Raw genomic sequence first — 18,979 nt, forward strand, 5'->3', positions numbered from 1 at the left:
GCTCAAATACTTTAAAGTCGCTTATTCCATTTTATTGGGAAGATTAATCAAGGAACTGTTTTATTGGGAAGATTAATCAAGGAACTGTTAGCTAACTGGTACTGGCGGCCGTTGAAACAAAGAAACAACTGTCGAATACCATTTTGTGACGGCTGCTGTACTTGCAAGCAAGGCAAATCAGAGGTTTCTGAGGGGTCACTTACTACTTGAAGTAGCGGTTTATTAGGTGGCAAGTTTTCGTTTAAATAACTAGCAAATACACGATGAGGAGGAACATTCTTTCTGAATAAATACCCAGCATATAAGCAACCTCCCGCCCCACAAACTCCAGGGCTGTTAAAATTAAAAATAACTAACCGGCCTGCTTGTCCGTTTACAGCCCAAGCCAACACATTTGATGCTGAATTCTGGGGGTTCAGGTCAGAATTTTCGGCAACTATGCCTTGAACAGTTTCAACAGGGATGAGTCTAGTAGCAGGTGTCCAAGAAATCGTTGTAGCACTCGCGGTGCAACCAGCAGTTCCTAACAACATCGATAACAGCAAGAACAAGACCACTCCAAAGCGGAACCACCGCCCAATAAATAAAAACGATGATACTCTGGACTGAGAATTATTTAGGGAATTAGAAGTGGGGTTTGGGAGTTCCTTATGAGAAGGTTGACAAAACAGTAATAAATTTTTCTTTGCAGCTATGATTGGTGGCTCCCCTATGTGTGCTGAACCTAAAGTTACTTGTTGCTTTTTGCTAAACATTGCTTTAACCTCCGTGAATTATTTCTATGTAGATGTCATACCAAATCCGGTTATGGAAGACACCCGGCAGATTTACTAAATCCGGTTAGGAAAGACACCCGGCAGATTTACTAAATCCGGTTATGGAAGACACCCGGCAGATTTACTAAATCCGCTTTAAGCAAAAGTTTGGTTTTCCCTTGTAGGAGTCTTATTAAAGCGAAATATCTCACTTATCTTTGCTGCTTTTATTAAGTGAAGGAACAGTAATCCCAACCTGCTTAAATGCCCAAAGCTCTTCTTCCGAAAATTGCCAAGTGGGTTCTCCCAAATTCGGCTGCAAGGTAGAGCGGAACTTATCAATACTCCCTGCCTTGTTGATGGAGTAACGCAATTCTCCCAGAGCAATTTGCCTTGCTATCGGTAGCTTGACAGTGTGGCTGTAAGGATAAAAATCGTTTGTCGGGTTGGAATAAAGCAAGCTACACTGCTTCCCTTGGAGAGAAACCAATACAGAAAAAGGCACGGCATCTCCCTGCAAATAGGCATCGAACAAGCGATATTGAGTGCTGCCATCTGTTACTTCAGTTACAAACTCTGTCCTGAGAGTCCCTAGACCAACTGGAAGGCAAGCTGAAGGGAAATCAGCGTTCCGAGTCGGCTGGCTAAAAGCTGGGGGATGGGTGAATAAACTGCTCAACAAATAAACCAAAAAAGCTGTTAGCAAGCCCCAGGTAAATTTCAACATAATTGTCCGTTTTTTCAAGGAAATCATGGTGCAGAACATCTCCGTTTAATTCAAATTCCTTCTTGAGATGGGTTAACAGCCGTTCCATTAATGCGGGTTTCAAAGTGCAAGCGAGGGTCTGCCGTTGTCCCAGTGCTGCCTAGTCCGCCTATGACCTGACCTTGAGAAACACGATCGCCAACTTTGAGTTTCACTGAACCTTCGCGCAGATGAGCATACCGAGTTGTGCGACCGTTGCCGTGTTCAATTTCGATCCAGTTGCCGTAGCCACCGCCGCAGTTCTTTAACCCTTCCTGGCAGTTAGACACCGCTGTCTTGACAACGCCGCCGCCAACAGCTTTTACCGGACTTCCCATTGAGCCGGCAATTCCAATGCCGTTATAGATTTTCCGCACCCCGGAAACCGGACGAGTTCGCATCCCAAAGCGGCTGGTTACAGGCCCATTCGCAGGCTTGATATACTGACTCGTGGATTGACCGCCGCCGGGGGCAGCACTCGCAGAATTAGAGGATTGCGCCGCACTGGAAGTCGGAACGCAAGCAGCAGCATTCGACTCCGCGATCGCCCTACCTCCCTCTCGATAGCGCCTCAAAACATCCTGTCCGTAACTTGAGAGAGTTAAACGACCGAATATATCGGTTGAAGAGCCGTCAACTTTGGAATAGTCGCCCCCGAAATGCTTTTGAGCTACTCGCTCAATCAGGCGATCGCCACTAAAAAAACTTCCAGTAGTAGGGTCTTTTTCTTGAGAGGTGGCATTCAGCTTAGAAGCGAGACTTTGAGCAAAAACAGCTTCTCGATCGGCAGGCGGAAAAAATTGAAAAAGTTCTGCTTGAGTGGGTTGATAACCGCCTCGCAGTTTGGCTAAAAATTGCGTACCCCCTGGTTTAGATGAAATTGAACTAGCAGCGTACTCGTCGTAGTTTATAAACTGGTACTTGCCCAACAAAACCCCGCAATTATTTCCGCCATCAACGCAAGCATTAACGCCGGCATTCTCGTAAGAACCGCTGCTTTCAATACTGGCGATCGCTTCCGACAAAGCGGGAACATTGACTCCTTGAACATTGCCAACTGATACTGGCGCTGGTGCAGTGCTACCCGGAGGGCAAGGAACATTAATATTAGCTGCTGTAGCTACGCCTTTTGTAACAGGAGAAGATACTCCGCCGCGAACTGCCCCAGTTGGTACAGAGGAAGAGCCGCCAGAGGACGATTCCAGCGCCCCAACGAAAATGGGAGAATTAACCCGATAGGTGAAGAAAGGTACTGGGCCAATGAAATAAGGAGAGCAGCCGCAAGGCGAACAAAATCGGAAGAATAGAGCCGTATCAACGGTATCGGTTTGCTCGTCCGGTTCCATGACCACTACCTTAAAAGCACTGCCAAAAGGCAATCTTCCCGTAGGTTCCTTGCCGCCGTTGACACCTTTAAGACAGCCCGATCCGCCCTCCACTTCCTGGTACTTACCGCTAATCCATTGCTTGCCTTCGAGCGAACCGCGAGCGTTCCGACCCGAATTCTCCAGATCGTCTAGTTCGATGTAAGCGCAATCATTTTCTTGGCAGTTAACTGAGAATCCCTGAACGTCGGAGCCTGATATTGTCTTAGTTCGCCGCCGCTCGGCGGGACCATAAACCGCATCAATTCTCATTACTAAATTGCCGAATTCTGCTATTGGATTGGGAAAGCTAGACAGAGGTAAAGCATTCAGGCCAGGTACGTCTTTAATTAAGGTCGTTTGCCAATCTGAAAACGCGCCAAGTTGAGCGCTGCTTAAGTTCGGAATCGAAGACATTGAATACTGAGACAGGTCAATTTCTCCCAGTTTCAACTGACCTAATTGTGGATTGGAAGTGAGAACCCGATCTAGAGTGCGATCGGCTACATCAATGCCAGCAGCTTTTGTTGCTAGCAGTCCCGCCACCGGCGCAATCTCTGCGACTTTAAATTGACCGAGAATAGGGATAGCCTGAACTAACTGATTTAACGACTGCTTGGCAACTAAAGTAAATGCGCTTAAAGCTACGCTATCTAAATTCAGACCAGCTTGCTGTGTGACAAAACCAAAGGATAACAATTCTGGTTGCAAAGCTTGGCTGATATCGCCCAACATGATGTACTGGTCAGGAGTTTGCCCTGCTGTCCAACTTCGGCTCAAATCATAGCCAACTGCCTGCTTGTACTCTCCCGCTGAAAGGCTTCCAGATTGACTGATGGGTGGCATTTGAGAAAAAGAAATTTGTGTCCAATCTGGCAAGAGGGCGTTAACTGAAGTAGGATTTCCTTGCCTGTCCATCCCTGGTATTTCTAAAATTTTGGTTGGCATTTCAGTTGTATCAGCAGGAATTCGTGCCATAGCAAATATTGGTTGCTCAAACAAAATGGAAACTGTTAAGGCTACAGAGAATAACCATACTGATGCTCGCCCGAATCTTGTTGATAATATTCTTCTCATGTTTGTGCAAAAAACTTTGGTTATTGGTTGAGGATACTGTACAAAAGTTAAGCAATTAAGTGGGAGAAAGGAACCCACCGAACTTGATGAGGCTGCAATTGCGCTTCTTAAAATAAATAAAGCAGTCAACCGAGGCTTTACATGGAGCAGCCTCGGCGTAAAGCACTGCAGCTCTAAGTCATCGTCGCCGAAATGAGAAGTTTCATACAGGCGATTTGTAGCCTGCCATCTGAAGCACTACAGCTCTAAGTCACCGCCGTAGAAATGAGAAGTAGCTGTTTGATTTTGATAGGGATTCGCGTCATTTACGCCTCCCTTAAAATAGGGGTTAGGGTTAGCAGCCGTCTCCGTCCACGGAGTATCTGCTAAATTCAAGTTCCCTTCAAAAAGGTTTTCTCGATAGCCATCAGCAAAGTAGTCTGGAACCCCGTATCCCTCTGTTTGCTGACTGCTATAACCGTTGCTTCGATATCCGTTAAGGGAGGATTCGCACGGGTTACTTTCACAGCCGCTAACAGCATAGCCATCAGCGCTGTAACCTGGTTCATTGCCACAGATATTGTTTGGATAGTTCATAAATTATGTAGCTACAAAGTCGTAAGAATCAACAATTAAGCGTAGCTAGGGATAACGAGTAGGGGTTTCATCCGATAGTCGTAATTAAACTACCGCCTATCGGCGGATAGGCTACGGCGGCGATTGACGTAGCCTATCTGCAAACAACCAAGACCTACTGCTATTGCACGAAACAAAATATAGCGCTGGAATTGCTCTTAATTTCGCCCGCCTTCCATCCAGCAAGGTGGGTAAAAATTACTCAGAAATATAGAGGCGCGTATCTTTGCCGAATTGTTTGCCCAACAGACGGCGCAAATCTCTGTAACTGAATTCGCTACGCGATTTTTCTGACCTTCATTCGTCACACAATTATCCTTCAAAAAGATATGACTCAGCTAAATCTGTTAACGCCCGAATTACTTGAACAAATTACCACTCACCCTGTAAAACCTCAGTCCGGCATTTTGGAAAAGCTGAAGCTATTAGCCCAGATGGGTATGCACCGCGACTTAATAGCCGTGCTACTGGAATTGACCGGAATTCCCCTTCCCCTTTTACGTTACTATGCAGGCCCATTAGTTTTACACAAAACCCCCTGGTCAGAAAGCATACCTGACTGGTTGAAAACGGCTTGCTTATCCGATAGGCTCGATTTGATTCTAGAGGAGTACAGCAACAGAATTGTAGGGAATTACTGCACTTCCACAGAAGTCGTGGCGTATATGATGGGAGCCACATTTGAAGCTCCTCTGCACCACAGTTATTACAACGTCTATATGTGGGCAGCACAAGACGCCTTGACAAGACATAATCGGCTACCAAATGGTTACAATTTATCCGAATTATCTGAATTTTCAGCGGTGAACTTTGACAGCATCAAAAATGATTATTACCATCTAGCTGGAGCAATTAGGAAAAGCGTTGTCCGCCATGCAGCGTCCCAAGGCTGGGGCAAACGTAAATTGTCCCAAGATAAAAGCGCTGATGCAGATTTACCGACAGAAATGGTAACAGCTAAGTCACCAAAAGATAAGTCAAAAGTTGAAGGGCAATTGACTTTATTTTAACACGGAAAAAAAGGCAATTTTCGCCAATTATAGCCCGAATAGCAGCAAAATTAAAATGAAAGATACTTCATCGCTTGCAGAAATGCTATATGAGCGAATCCTAGAAGCTCCACCTTATTCCTGGTTTCCGTCTCCTCCAGAGCTAATTGAGCTTATGATTGAAGAAGCTCAATTAGTTTCTGGAATCTACGCCTTAGAACCAACAGCAGGAGACGGCTTATTGGCGCAGGCTATGGTTAGAGCGGGTGCAATCGTTGATGTAATTGAAATAAACCCCCTGCTACAACAACTTCTGTTTCAAAAAGGGTTCAATCTAGTTGGAAGTGACTTTTTAACAACTGAACCGCAGAGGCGATATAGCAGAATTTTGGCAAATCCCCCATTTTCTACGCCCCACATCAAAGGAGTTGATTTAGATATCATACAACGTGCCTATAACCTTTTTTTAGCCAATTCTGGACGCCTGGTAAGTGTTGTTAGCAATTCCATGAATGTCCGAGGCGATCCGCGATCGCAAGCATTTCGAGCTTTTCTTAAGCGCACGTCTGCCAAGTTAATCGAACTTCCCTTAGAAATCTTTTGGGCGAGCGATCGCCCGGTTACTGTTGAGAGCTACCTAGTCGTAATAGACAAAAAATAGACGATTGCTTCCCCACTATACCGTTTTATTAGTGGGGACAGCACAACTTACCTTTCAACACATTACTATTACTTATTCTCAAAATACATATTAAGAATGTAACTTACACTTCAATACCAAATATCTGCCCAACTATCTCCGCTAGTTCTATCAATTTTACGACTAACAATATTACCTTAAAACCCCTGTAATCCCATGAATAATTCCCCACACTACGCCCCAAATTCTATTGTGGAATACGAGCTGATTACAAACTTTTCCAGACTAAACGATGTCCTCTCGCCTTTAATAAAAGCTCGTGTTATAGCCATAGACACAGAAACCACCGGGCTAGATCCACTTACGGAACGCATCCGACTTATCCAAATAGCTGTCCCCCACCGCCCAGTGATAATTGTCGATCTAGCTGCTTTTGCCGATCGCGAATTATCGCCTTTAAAAGCACTTCTAAACAGCCGTGCGCTCAAAATATTTCAAAATGGTAAGTTCGACTGGCAGGTACTAGAAATAGCTGGACTTAGACCGTCTGGCCCATTTTTTGATGTCATGCTAGCGAGTCAGGTGTTGCGATCTGGACTCAAGAAAGACCACGATCTACAATCCCTCGCTCTTGAATTTTTAGGAATCAAACTTGACAAAAGCCTACAGTCGAGCAATTTCGGAGGTAAGTTATCAGCTTCTCAGTTAGAATACGCCGCTTTAGATGCTGCTGTTCTGCTGAAACTTAGAGCGCGACTCATCTCAAAACTTCAGAGTGCTGGGTTACTCGAAACCGCCGAAATTGAATTTGAAGCGATGCCTGCTGTAGCCCAAATGGAACTAAATGGAATGTTACTGGATGCAAAACACTGGCATTTGGTGGGCGAGGAACTGGAAGCTCAAAAGCAGACTACGCTGGTGGAATTAGTGAAAGCCGGTCTTAAACCAGCCCCTAGCGCACAACTTTCGCTATTTCCAGAGTTTGTGGAAACCATAAACCCCCGTTCGTCTGTACAAGTTTTAAGTGCTCTTCAGGCTCTCAACATTCCAATTAAGTCAACAAGTAAGAGCGAACTTATTCCTCTAGCTCGTCAATACCCGATTATCCAGTTGCTACTGAATTATCGGAAATTAGCATCTTTGTGTTCCAACTTTGCTGAGGCATTGCCCAAACACATTCACCCGATAACGGGGAGAATTCACCCCAGCTATCGGCAATGCGGCGCTCGTTCTGGACGCTTTAGTTGCAAGAAGCCAAACTTGCAAAACGTTCCCAGGAATTGTACGGCAAATGGGATGCGTGCGTGCTTCATTGCCGCTCCCGGATATCAAATTATTAAAGCAGATTACAGCCAAATCGAGCTAAGGATTGTCGCTGAAATATCTGGCGATCGCCGAATGCTGAATGCCTACGCTAAACGCGAAGATTTGCATACTTTAACGGCTTCTTTGATTACGGGAAAGCCGTTAGAGGAGGTAACGGCAGAGGATAGACGGATAGCTAAATCAGTTAATTTCGGATTAATTTATGGGATGGGTGCTGCCAAACTGCAAGCTTATGCTGAGGAAAAGTACGAGGTTTTTTTAACCTTGGACGAAGCTAAAGAGTTCAGAAGACGATTTTTCCAAGCTTATTCTGGAGTCAGAAGATGGCACGACAGCATCAGGAAAACGGTGTACGTCAAAGACATCAAGCAAATCCGTACAATTGGCGGACGCAGAAGACGGTGGGCAAAGAAACCCCGACTTTCTGAGTTGCTAAATCACCCTGTTCAAGGAACTTCTGCTGATATGTTGAAAGTGGCGATCGCTCGTTTGTTCAAACTCCTACCCAAGACTGGAGCAAAATTAATCGGTGTGGTACATGACGAGATTCTGTTAGAGTGTCCGCAGACTACTTTAAAAAGAACCAGTCGCATTCTCAAAAAAGTGATGGTAGAATCTGGAGAGGTATATTTGCAGCAAGTTCCTGTAGAAGTGGAAGTAAAAATTGCTTCTTCTTGGGCTTGAATTTAATTAGAATTTAAAAGTTTTACTCGACTTCATCTTCAAGCAAGATAGTGTTGAGAAGATTCAGTTCACTAGATGCCATAAAATAGCGATCGGCGAAAACGGTTTCTAATTGTGCAAATACTCGCCGACCTGCCACAGCCACCCAAGGGAATGATTCATATTGTGCTATTACAGGCATCACTAAACCTTGAGGTGTTAGGGAGCGTCCTAGTGAATTCCTCCAAATTTCCGCGTCTTCTAATACTTGTTCGCCAATCCCATCCTCTAACTGTTCGCTCCAAAAGTGGGGATAATCCAGTGGTAGACCAATTACCATCTTTTTTGTTTTGAAAGCCTGAATAGTTGAGTATTCAATGATGCTTTCCTGCTGTTCGCGAATCAATAATTTATGCAATTCTTTTGCCGGACGTTTGAGTTTTGGTGGAAACTTATTTCCCTCATAAATTTGTCGTAACAATCCTAAAAGATGATGGCTATTTTCCTGAATATCCGCTCGCCATCCCTCAAAGCTGAATCGTTCCTCGGTTTTGCGATCGCTCCAGTCTTCCATCCAAAACGGTCCGATACAAGTTAGGATCTCTGGAATCACCAACGCATCGTTTTCCAATGATGGCAACAACCGACTTGAAGGACGAGAAACAGTCTTGACCATCGCTTCTAGAGTTTGATAATCTACATAAGACTTAGCATTTTTATCCGGTGCTAAACCTTGCAATTTGAAACGAGCAAAAATTTTTCTCGTTAGCTGCATTGCCTTACTGAGAATTCCTTTAACATCTTTATGGGGACTGTCGTACATAAAAACTGTAGCCTCGTGTAAGAAACTACAAACATCTTCAGACATCAAGCTCAATAATTCTGTGTCCCCAACCGAACCAACTGGGACAAAGGCAATTCGCTGCCGCTTCAATCCGGCATCTCCTTTGATGCGCGTGTAAATTGTAGAACGCAGCATCACGAGCAAAGTCAATAAATCGCTTGCCTGACGCAACCAGACTCTTTGACGATCGATATCTTCTTCTACAACGATAACATCGTTGATGAGCATGACTAACCGTCGATTTTTGTCATCTCCAGAAACTTTCTCTCTAGTTTCTGGATTTATATACTCCCCCCGACCTCGATAAATCAGTTGTGCAATTTCCATCAAAGCGGCTTCAATATTGAAGCGGGGAATTGCCGCAATAATCCAATCGGTTTTAGGGAAAGAAATTCCTCTCGCCCCTGAAGAAGTCATGAGAAAAACTCGGATTTGATCGCGTCGTGGTTCCTGTATCAGTTCCAAGCGTTGATGCGGTGGCACGCTTTGATCCAAAACCGCTACCTGTTCGTTCTCGCATATAGCATCTGTTCCCATTGTCAATTTCTCACGCAACTGACGGAGAAATCTTTTATCTTGGGCAAAGAAGATTAGCTGCTCTGCTCCTTGTTTTAACCCGTTTTGAATTTCTTGATAAGCATTCATCAAAAATTTGTCTTGTAGTTGTTCTCTAATCGCTTGTCGGATTCCCTGCTTTCTGCCATCACTGATTAACTCTGGTGTGACAAGTGAAAGGCGAATACTATAGTCAATGTTCAGTTTTGAAGCTGGATAGCTATTTGTCATTACGTGCAGTGTCGGGTATTTTTTGGGACCGACTTTTGTATAAGTACCCGTCACCCGAAATGCAGCTTCACCCTGACTTGCACTAATTAGCACTTTGTCAGGAGCGCGATTCCCTGAATTAAGAAAGTTATTGAGAACAATTTCATTGCTCAACGAGGCATCGGCAACAATCAGAACAACCTTAAAGGGCGATTGAGTTCCTTCAAATGATTCAATAAATTGTTCGTGTAACCATTCGGCTAACTTATGAACAAAGGGCGCTCCTGCACCATCGCCAGCTAGTTCATCTACCATTACAATAATTGTAGGAATTTGCTTCGCAAAGGTCTGACGTTCATTTTTTCCCAAAGTCGTATGCGCTTTTTTTCTAAACAAATTGCTGAGGGCATCGACTGTGGTTTTTTGATCGAGCAAACGATAGCCTTGAATCGCAGCAGTCATAACCAGACGATTCACCTGCGGATTAGCTTCTAGCAATCGTCGCGCCGCGCCTGCTAGGGTGCGTAAGACACCCGGAGGTTGAGATGATGCCATACTGTCCTCTCGTTCGGAAAGAGAATGTTTATAGCGGGTAGAGGCGACAATATTACAATCAATTTCGTGTTCCTCTTCGGGGGTCAGGAAGATGGTACTGCAATCGGGATAATTGAGTTTTTCAATCCCATCAACAACAACAGCACCATCAATACGTCGATATTCCAATCCATGTTTCTCGATTTGTTGCTTGTACCATTTAGAAGCTGAAGCAATTAAATTAGCATTACTTGTTAGGGTCAATATACCAGTAGCATTACCGTTTTTTCTAGCGAGTTTTGCTGTTACATCTCGATTAATCACCACTCGCGGACTGACGTAAAGAAATAGGAATCCTTCAGACTGTTGAGTAAGAAAGTCTATAACAGCCGTAGTTTTGCCAATTCCCGGATTTCCCTCTAAAGCAATTACATTTATTCTCCCCGATTGGGCAGCATTTAAACCTGCAACGACTGCGGCAGCATGAACTTTGCGTAATGGAATTTGTGCGTTTTGTTGACTCTGTATGTCAAGGGCAAGTGCAAACTGGGACTGAGGATTTTCACCAAAAAACTCCTTCAGTTCTGCTGTTTCCTCAATGGCGGCGATCGCATTCTCCCGTAAAATTTCCTGCATCGGGCTATAAAATCCCTCTACGTTCTCCTGAAACAGGAAGTGAATATCTCCTCCCAATTCAGGTAGTTGAGCAATTTGCTTCGCTTGCTGCTTGAAATTAGGAGGTAGCGATCGCACCAACTTATTGAACACTACACGAATTTCTTGCTCTAGTTCGCCGGGGATATCATCGCTCAGTTTGCGAACATTTCGATAGGCTTCCCCCAATGATTTCATCAATCTAGCTCTAGGGTCTGGTTCTGGCTCTCGATCGATGAAATGAGCTGCGAGGCTTTCAAACCCATTAGATGTTACTGCGATCGCTCTGGCACTACAAGTTCCCTTTAAGCGATCGCGCGATCGCAAAATGTGAATTAGGCGTTCAGTGTAAGATGATGCCTGACAGAGCTTAAACAAAGGTTTATCAGAACTGCTAAATGCCGATAAATGACTCGCCAATTTGGACGAAAGCGAAAACTCCTCACCTTCTACCTCAGCACAAACCTTAGAAAAAACTCCCCGTGCATCCATATAACGGGCATAGCGATTAATTTCTTGTTGGTGAGACGTTTCAGTTCTAAAGTCTGCCAATTTTGCAGGTGCGTTATACGAGAACTCCAGACAAAGAATAAAGTTGTCAAATTTCTGACGTTTGTTTTCCTTTGGGGTCAGAAATCTTGCATATTTACTCGTTAAATTACCTTCTGTGTTCTCCTCAGTTGATAACCATAAGAGAAAATCGGCTCTAGCAGGTTCTCCTGTGTAAAGTAAAGCCTGATCTGGTTTTCCAGGTAGATTGAAAGCCGTTTGGAATGCCTTAGCCGTCTCTTCTTTCTCTTCATCTCTGCCAGATAGTTGCCCTGGAAGTGCCAGAGGACACCAAATTGCTTCCAGCTTTGCTTTACGAACAGGATTGTGCTTGAGGCATTCCCGCATCGCCGTCCAGCCTAAACCATAGCCCATTACTAGCAGATGACGCACCATCGTCCCTGCCCATTCTTTGGCATTTGTATCTGTCAGTTGGAATGTTCTAACCAGTTGATTATAAATATCTGCATTCTTGACCACTTGCCAAGGTTGGAGAACCGGATGATTATCCTGAAGCAATCCTTGATGAATCAGATGCAGTAGCACCCCACGTTTGACGGCAATTTCAAACACCTGACCCCAAATAGATGCCTGACGAAGAAACGATAATTGCATTACTTCCTCCGGTGTAAAACTTGAGAAACATGACTGAGCAAAGCGGGGTAGCTGAGTAAGACTCGTCCTTTTCGACGAGTGTGCAAAACTTCCACTTCTCCAGCCGCTTCAGTAGTGGTAGGTGATATCCAGCTAAATGGGTCTAGTACCGGGATCAGTTGTCCATTTTGCACCCCTCGTTCGGCTTCAATAAAATGCAATCCTCGCAGCACTGAAATTAAACAGGGATGAACGCTAGACTGCTGTTCTGGATTAACTAAATGCTGACGGCTACGTTCAGTCCAGTCAATATTGCTAACCCGTTGGTCAGATACTAGGAAATAAACGCAGAAACCCGACTGAGGACGCTGAGCTTCTTGAATTGCAAAAAGTGTGGCAAATGTATAAACCGGAATCACATCGCGCACGCGAACTTTTTCAACAGACATCAAGAAACTCGTATGGTCTCCAGCCCGTAAAATTTCAAAGGCGGCTTCATTAGAGTTTCGCTTCCGCAATCTCGTAGCTGGAAATACATCCCGCTGCATTGTATAAATCGTCAAATCGGGGAAAGTTTGAAAGACTTCTTCCAGGAATTCTTTATGAGTTAAGGGAGAATTGTAATCTGCTGCCCGATTTATTCGACGACCGCCATAGGCATGAGACAATAAAATAATATGCTGGCATCCTTTGGCTTTTAGATAACCAATCTCTTCTTGCACCAGTCGTTGTTTTCTCAACCGTTCGGGAGAATTAACTACGTCTGACTGCATTCTATCCATCTTGAGTTCGTAACCTGAAAACGGTTGATTAATAGCTGTAGCAATGTAACTTTGAGTTAGAAAAAGATAGCCCTTTTCATCTTCACTCAAACAATTTATCTCATCGCAGGGACGGGTTGCATAGGAAATTAAACCAATTTTTGGAACTGTTGGGGGAGTCGGTGTACTGATGGCAATGGGAAATGCACTCAACAAAGCGTTAAAAATGCCCAATTTAATATATTTGGAATTTTTACTCTCAAGATTTTGAAGAACAACCCCTTGCATTCGGATAGGAGTGTTTTCACTCAAAATTGCTTCAAGAGCTTGGGCTGCTGCATAAACATAGGAATCACCATTTCCTTCATCACTCTGTTTACCTATTTCTTGTACTCGCAGCATCAAAGTTGTAAACTCAACTAGCTCTAAATCACCAGATTGTTTCAAGCGTTGGATAATCCGCCATAAGCAGCAGTAAACTAGCACTATAAATGCAGTAACTGCTGCTGCATGATACTGTTTACTTTCCTCAGATCCTTTTCGATCTGGTCGTCGCTTCAAAGTTTGAATATCGTATTCAACTTGGATGGCGGCTGGTAATACCCATCCTTTGATTGCTTTTGCCGATTCCACAAATTTGTAAACCCATTTACCATCTTCTTGTTGAGAAGAACATGGAACCCAACAAATTTGAAGAATTTTCTTTGGTAATAACCGCTGTACCTGAATTGAATGTGGATTTCCTTTGGTTGCCAAATTGTATTCAGAAAGTTGAGCATTCACCTTGACTGAGAATAGAAGCCCCTGCATTTCTGGTCGATCGCGAATTTCAATATATTTAAACCATTCCACCTGTTCGCGAGAACGTTGCTGGGGTCCCACAAGTAAATCTCGAACACCAGATTCTGCCCCTTCTAATCGCGACCACTCGATGATATCTCGGTTCACGCAGATGAATTGTTGGGAGGAACGATGCTGAACTTGAGAAATAATCTTTTGGCTTTTTGTGCGGAGTATGGAAATCAAAGCTGTTGCAATTAATTCCATTGATGGGGCGCGTTTCTCTAAATCCTGTAGCACCTGACTAACAGAAGCCACGCCGCCAGTTTTTAGCGTTTTAAGGAGTTGCTGTACTGAATCAGATAGTGATTCTTTACTTAGCGATGCTTCATCCTCTTTTGGAACAACGACTGCTAAAAATATAAGTTCAGCTAACCGACGACAAGGATGAGGTAAAACTTCATTATCGCCAATTAATTCTGCTCTGATTTGATCGAGTCGCCCCTCAAAAGCAGGTTTGCCCAATTCAGGATTTTGTCCGTTGACTCGAAAGCGATAGCTTACCTCCCGAATCACGCCATAACTGGAACTGGTTGCTGCTTGATTTCTAACTTTTTCCTCAAAAATTTGGGTTTTCCATTCAGCCCAAACCGGAAGACAGGAATAGAAGATTGCTTTGCTCAAGTAATCTAGCAAGTCGAATTCAGCAGCATTACCGAAATGAGCGGTTAGATCGACGGTGTAACTGGTTTCTTTGGCCAATTCAAACAGAGTAAGTACCCGATTGATGTATTCTGCTAATAGTTGATAGTCCGGTTTATTAAGCATCTGGGCATTTTCTGCGATCGCTTCCATAATCTGGAAGGTAATTGTTAGGCGAACGCGGGCTAATGCTTCATCATCTAAAAAGTTCAAAAAACGATTGATTTGGCTATCCTCTCTTTCCTGTTCCGCAGCTAGACTATCAAGAGCTGATTCAATGTCATCTTCATCACAGTCACGCTGAACAAGATGCTGGCTGACTGCCTTGCACATTTGTTCAAAATAATCAATAGCCTCAACTCGTTCAATTGCTGATATTACTTTGGCTACAGTTGTGGAAGAATTATCCGGCTTAACATCTGCGGATTGAAATTCTAGGGGGATAAGATTAGCTGTGTTGGCTTGATTTTTGAAAGCAGTACCCGCTGCTTGTGCCAGTTGATTGATTTGCTGAATGGGTTGCTCTAACAGCAGTGAAGATAAAGAGGCTTCTTGGGGTAAAGCAGTATCGATTGCCTGGTCTATCGCAGCGATTAATCGGTCAAGGGCAGCAGGCAACTTCGCTGCATTGCCTTCAGTCAAACAGCCTCCAATGCGAGAGCGAGTGCCGTATGCTGGCATTGGCAAGTTCTGAATAAACCCATCGCCTTTAGTTGGATTGAAAGCTTTTTTGAATTCCGGCTGTGAAAATAACCGGTGAAGAACAGCTGAAGTACAAAGTCTCAGGCGGTTGTCTTCTGGCTGGAAAATCAATGCTCCCTTGTATTTGGGGTCTTTGTTGTCAGCATTTTCCGTCAGGTTGTTTGGTGAAAGTGCTTTAGCAATTAGATCTACGAGCGTAGCCAGATCAATAGAAGACTTGGGCGATCGTGCCTGAATTTCGGCACCGCTTTCTTTTGAGTGCATATTAGTTTTGTCTTTATATACCAGTCTTTTGACTGCTTCACCTATTCGAGCTTTACAGTCCGAACCGATGGAACCTATTCACTTAATAACTTAAGAGTAGGCAATCTGTCAACCCAATTCACTCTCACGGCTGTAACGCTTCTCTGAAAAGGCTTTCGCCAGCATGGATGAAAGCGATTGCGGACACATTGTGGCTATCATAGGAAAGTCTTGCTTGCAGTAAGTGAGTTAGTTAAGAACTCTATTCCTCTTGGACACTAACCAAACAACTCCTGTAACGGAATAGAAAATCGCGATCGATCCGGCCCACTAGCCGATCTAGCATAACTCGCTTGATTGCGAATCGCTAGAATCTGCTCCTCATCGCGAAGCATCGACGGCGTAAACTGATAGCGCTGATGTCGCAAGTCCTGCAAAGTCACCTTCAATTCATCAGGCTGTTTCCCTTGCAGCCGATCGCGATAGTAAATTTCCTCAGCACATTTTCTCACAGCATTGCCGACTTCTGCTGGCGTACAAAGCCTGTAATCCCTCAACAGAATTCGCCACTCATCATCTGTCCAAGGCGACTTAGAAGCATTACGAAACTCAGGAAAATATTTTTTCAGATGAAGATTGAAAATTTCATATATGGCCCCTTCGTGAGGCAAATCCACAAAGAAAATATCATCAAAGCGACGAATTAATTCCGGCGGTAACATCCCCAAACGGTTAACTGTCGCCACGATATAAATTGGGTATTGATGCTCTTGCATCCACGTTAAAAGCTTCCCCGATAAGCGCCTAGAAACTCCGCCATCTGCATTGGAATCCCATCCTGCAAAACCTTTATCAAAATCATCCCAATAGAGAATTGTAGGACTTAAAGCCTGAGTCAGTTCCAGCAATTCGCGCAAAGCTAAATCTGGTCTGGAAGAACCGACAATCGAACCCCAATCAGCCGCCAACAGCGGTACTCCCATCTTCTTAGCCGCAAGTTTAGCACTCAGACTTTTGCCCGTACCCGGCGGCCCCCAGAGAATCATTCCCTTGGGAAATTTGAGTCCGTATTTCTCTGCTTCTGGACTCAACAGAGAAGCTACCTTTGACAGCGACTCCTCTAGCAAGTCTAAACCACCTGCATCCGGCACATCTGCCTCGGCAATAAACTCTAAGCCTCGCCCCCGCAGCTTGTTAACCTTGTGGTCGAGTACCAACCGCGCTATTTCCTCCACAGTCGAAGCAAAAGCTAGCGATCGCTCCAAAATCAACTCGATCTCACCTTGGGGCAACCCCTGGCAAGCTCGAACCAAAGCAGCTTGCAACACCTCGTCGCCTTTGTCGCCAAGCCAAGGATTGCGATCGCAAAACAACTCCACCACCTTTTGCGCTGCAACTCGGGACGGTAATGGAGTCCTCAGTACGGGAATCAACGGCTGCAAGTTCACCGGCAGTTGTATGTAGTTTTCCAGCATCACCCAAAACTGAGGAACCGCAGACCAAGATGAGTGATAGCAAGCATTTGCCAGTTGAAACCCCAGACGCGAACTCACCTGACCGGATTCGTCAAAATCTAGCACTCCCTCAAGAATGTAAATTCCCTCTCTCTTACTCTCTAATAGAAACTCAAGCACGTCAGAATCTGGGTGCAAGTCAGTATTTTGCAAGATGCACTGACCGTCTTGACTCACAATTTCCTGCAAGCAGCTGTACCCTGAGTTCCAAAAGAAAACAGGCAAATGCAGTTCCTGCCCCCAATTGTGGAACTGTGCTAACACTCTGATTCGGTCAGGCGTGTAATACTCCAGCCCGACAATCTTAATGCCTCTTTGGGCCAAAGCGAGCCAGTCATTGATGGTACGCATAAATTCAACGGTAAGAAATATTCAAAGGTACTCTTCTCATTGATATGCTACGGTCGAGCGTTGCCATCAGCCAATAGTTCTACAGCAGCCAAACCTACTCTTAATTCTTAGGAATTATTTACCGAATTTCCTCAATATACATAATTATGTATTTCGGCTCCTCTCAAAAAAACACACCGAATTATTACATAAATTTATTTCAAACTAACAAGTTTATAAATAATTGTTAATCCCCTAAAAATAATTATAAATTTGATGAAATTTGAGAGCGCCTAACGGCGCTGTTAGCCGTGAAGTAGTTTAATTAAATCAAATTTCATGGCTACAACAACAGCTAAAAACCATAACTCTCGCCCATCCAATGGAGCGGTGACTTTGAATGGCAAAAGCAATGGTGCTGCTAAGTCAAAGAGCCCAGCGACAGCTACCCAATCGCAGGTCAGTCGCCGTTCGACACTCACTGTAGAAGAGCAAGCAGACGCACTTTTAGACCGCGTGCGAACTACCATTCTGAAAAAGTTTGGAGTCAAAATTCAACTGCGCGAAAAACGCCTCCAAACTAAGGTAGGTCACGCTACCAAGGAAAAACTAGGTTTGGATATTGCTGCACAGTTAAAAAAACGCGGCAAAACGATGAACTGGCAGCGTTGGAATAACGAAGTGTTTCCAGCTCTATTTGGTCAACCCGATGCACTGCGCCACGATATGGAAGTCATTGCGCTTGTGATGGCAAAACTATACGATGTTTTCGAGCTTGACCCGCAAGAAGCAATTAAAGGTCTTGTCAAATTCAATCAAGAATCGCTTGCTAAACGCAATAGCTATAACAAGCAGGATGAATCCGATGATGAAGATGATGATGATGTGGATGACTTAGAAGATGAACTTGATGCTGATGAAGATGAGGAAACAGATGAATCCGAAGAAGACTTGGATGAGGACAGCGAAGAAGACTTCGATACCGAGGACGAAGAAGATGAGGACGAAGAAGATGAAGACGAAGACTTAGAATAGTCTTTCGCCGTCACTCAATTTTATAGCTTTCCTTCACCAGTGCTTTTGTCGAATATGTAAAACTCTGCTCTGCCTAAAAAAGGCTGAACAGAGTTTTTTTTCTCATATTATTAGAGTAGGTTAACTAACCTTAACTATAATAATTAGTTGGTTAAATTTTTCAACTATTTTAAGAAAACTGAATTATCTATACAGCTATTGCTGTTATTTAAAAAATTAAAACTTTTTGATTAACTAAAAAAGGCAGCTATTGCTGCTGTGGAAATGAACAAAATTGAATTCAGGAAAGCTGAAAAATGACAGTTACTGAAAAAGCTTACAAGACTAATGCAACCCATATCGCTAAAGCGCAAAAAACTCACACAAAAGCGCTAGACAAGTGTATTAGTTACAACGATAAACTTCGCCTAATGGTACTAGAAGTTTTGAGAGAAGAATCAGGTCGGGAACTTGCAAGCGTTGCTCGCTTTAACGGCGGCGAATTTGATTGGGAGACACATAATGCCCAATTTCGCGCTGACTACAGCGAGACACCTTTAAAAGATTTGATGCGTGCTAGTCGCATCCTATACGGATTGACCGATATGGATGCAATCCGCGATCGTCGCGCCAAGCATCGGGGCATTCGCAATCAACGGCTCGCCCGTCAGAGCAGCCCAGTTGCTTCCAGCTCAAAAAGTGTGTACGAAGAAGTGGATGTTGCTGACGACGACATCGATGATTTGGATTAAGTCGCTTGAGCAACTAAGAATGTCAAAAATAGCCTGTTAAGGACGGCTTCCCCACTCCTCATCCATT

Annotated in this window: 12 protein-coding genes; 5 read left to right on the forward strand and 7 right to left on the reverse strand. The window is 44.1% G+C overall.

The genetic code is table 11. From position 1 onward, the window contains the following. Nucleotides 1–47 precede the first annotated feature (47 nt). The 4 genes from QUB77_RS14535 to QUB77_RS14550 all read right to left on the reverse strand — a co-directional run bounded on the left by QUB77_RS14535 (nucleotide 48) and on the right by QUB77_RS14550 (nucleotide 4,517). Nucleotides 48–755, reverse strand: coding sequence for a hypothetical protein (locus QUB77_RS14535; protein ID WP_333323197.1), 708 nt, complete (start codon nucleotides 753–755; stop codon nucleotides 48–50). 208 nt (nucleotides 756–963) lie between these two features. Continuing rightward, nucleotides 964–1,482, reverse strand: a complete 519-nt coding sequence (locus QUB77_RS14540; protein WP_333323199.1) for a hypothetical protein — start codon at nucleotides 1,480–1,482, stop codon at nucleotides 964–966. 50 nt (nucleotides 1,483–1,532) lie between these two features. Continuing rightward, nucleotides 1,533–3,842, reverse strand: coding sequence for a M23 family metallopeptidase (locus QUB77_RS14545; protein WP_333323201.1), 2,310 nt, complete (start codon nucleotides 3,840–3,842; stop codon nucleotides 1,533–1,535). A gap of 336 nt (nucleotides 3,843–4,178) precedes the next feature. Next, nucleotides 4,179–4,517: a hypothetical protein gene (locus QUB77_RS14550; RefSeq protein ID WP_333323203.1), complete on the reverse strand. Its 339-nt coding sequence runs from the start codon at nucleotides 4,515–4,517 to the stop codon at nucleotides 4,179–4,181. Between the two features lie 368 nt (nucleotides 4,518–4,885). On the opposite strand from QUB77_RS14550, the gene QUB77_RS14555 reads away from it, so the two are divergent. The 3 genes from QUB77_RS14555 to QUB77_RS14565 all read left to right on the forward strand — a co-directional run bounded on the left by QUB77_RS14555 (nucleotide 4,886) and on the right by QUB77_RS14565 (nucleotide 8,195). Continuing rightward, nucleotides 4,886–5,566: a hypothetical protein gene (locus QUB77_RS14555; protein WP_333323205.1), complete on the forward strand. Its 681-nt coding sequence runs from the start codon at nucleotides 4,886–4,888 to the stop codon at nucleotides 5,564–5,566. A gap of 55 nt (nucleotides 5,567–5,621) precedes the next feature. Continuing rightward, nucleotides 5,622–6,206: a class I SAM-dependent methyltransferase gene (locus tag QUB77_RS14560; RefSeq protein ID WP_333323207.1), complete on the forward strand. Its 585-nt coding sequence runs from the start codon at nucleotides 5,622–5,624 to the stop codon at nucleotides 6,204–6,206. Between the two features lie 195 nt (nucleotides 6,207–6,401). Beyond that, nucleotides 6,402–8,195: a bifunctional 3'-5' exonuclease/DNA polymerase gene (locus QUB77_RS14565; protein WP_333323209.1), complete on the forward strand. Its 1,794-nt coding sequence runs from the start codon at nucleotides 6,402–6,404 to the stop codon at nucleotides 8,193–8,195. Between the two features lie 22 nt (nucleotides 8,196–8,217). Here QUB77_RS14565 and QUB77_RS14570 read toward each other — a convergent pair whose 3' ends face one another. The 3 genes from QUB77_RS14570 to QUB77_RS14580 form a co-directional block, all read right to left on the reverse strand. Continuing rightward, a complete protein-coding gene (locus tag QUB77_RS14570; protein WP_333323211.1) occupies nucleotides 8,218–12,135 on the reverse strand; it encodes a helicase-related protein in 3,918 nt (1,305 codons plus the stop codon). After that, nucleotides 12,135–15,323, reverse strand: a complete 3,189-nt coding sequence (locus tag QUB77_RS14575; protein WP_333323213.1) for a hypothetical protein — start codon at nucleotides 15,321–15,323, stop codon at nucleotides 12,135–12,137. The genes QUB77_RS14570 and QUB77_RS14575 overlap by 1 nt, the downstream gene beginning before the upstream one ends. 257 nt (nucleotides 15,324–15,580) lie before the next feature. Then, nucleotides 15,581–17,167, reverse strand: a complete 1,587-nt coding sequence (locus tag QUB77_RS14580; RefSeq protein ID WP_333323214.1) for an AAA family ATPase — start codon at nucleotides 17,165–17,167, stop codon at nucleotides 15,581–15,583. A gap of 318 nt (nucleotides 17,168–17,485) precedes the next feature. On the opposite strand from QUB77_RS14580, the gene QUB77_RS14585 reads away from it, so the two are divergent. After that, a complete protein-coding gene (locus tag QUB77_RS14585; protein ID WP_333224292.1) occupies nucleotides 17,486–18,181 on the forward strand; it encodes a hypothetical protein in 696 nt (231 codons plus the stop codon). A gap of 296 nt (nucleotides 18,182–18,477) precedes the next feature. Continuing rightward, on the forward strand, nucleotides 18,478–18,912 hold the full coding sequence (locus tag QUB77_RS14590; RefSeq protein WP_333323216.1) for an aminoacyl-histidine dipeptidase: 435 nt from the start codon (nucleotides 18,478–18,480) through the stop codon (nucleotides 18,910–18,912). Nucleotides 18,913–18,979 lie beyond the last annotated feature (67 nt).

The organism is Microcoleus sp. AT9b-C3 (genome assembly GCF_036705485.1).
Taxonomy (GTDB): domain Bacteria; phylum Cyanobacteriota; class Cyanobacteriia; order Cyanobacteriales; family Microcoleaceae; genus Microcoleus.

Excerpts from the sequence above, each read along its gene's own strand:
- QUB77_RS14535 (WP_333323197.1), bottom strand. The coding sequence starts at position 755 with ATGTTTAGCAAAAAGCAACAAGTAACTTTAGGTTCAGCACACATAGGG.
- QUB77_RS14540 (WP_333323199.1), bottom strand. The coding sequence starts at position 1,482 with ATGTTGAAATTTACCTGGGGCTTGCTAACAGCTTTTTTGGTTTATTTG.
- QUB77_RS14545 (WP_333323201.1), bottom strand. The coding sequence starts at position 3,842 with ATGGCACGAATTCCTGCTGATACAACTGAAATGCCAACCAAAATTTTA.
- QUB77_RS14550 (WP_333323203.1), bottom strand. The coding sequence starts at position 4,517 with ATGAACTATCCAAACAATATCTGTGGCAATGAACCAGGTTACAGCGCT.
- QUB77_RS14555 (WP_333323205.1), top strand. The coding sequence starts at position 4,886 with ATGACTCAGCTAAATCTGTTAACGCCCGAATTACTTGAACAAATTACC.
- QUB77_RS14560 (WP_333323207.1), top strand. The coding sequence starts at position 5,622 with ATGAAAGATACTTCATCGCTTGCAGAAATGCTATATGAGCGAATCCTA.
- QUB77_RS14565 (WP_333323209.1), top strand. The coding sequence starts at position 6,402 with ATGAATAATTCCCCACACTACGCCCCAAATTCTATTGTGGAATACGAG.
- QUB77_RS14570 (WP_333323211.1), bottom strand. The coding sequence starts at position 12,135 with ATGCAATTATCGTTTCTTCGTCAGGCATCTATTTGGGGTCAGGTGTTT.
- QUB77_RS14575 (WP_333323213.1), bottom strand. The coding sequence starts at position 15,323 with ATGCACTCAAAAGAAAGCGGTGCCGAAATTCAGGCACGATCGCCCAAG.
- QUB77_RS14580 (WP_333323214.1), bottom strand. The coding sequence starts at position 17,167 with ATGCGTACCATCAATGACTGGCTCGCTTTGGCCCAAAGAGGCATTAAG.
- QUB77_RS14585 (WP_333224292.1), top strand. The coding sequence starts at position 17,486 with ATGGCTACAACAACAGCTAAAAACCATAACTCTCGCCCATCCAATGGA.
- QUB77_RS14590 (WP_333323216.1), top strand. The coding sequence starts at position 18,478 with ATGACAGTTACTGAAAAAGCTTACAAGACTAATGCAACCCATATCGCT.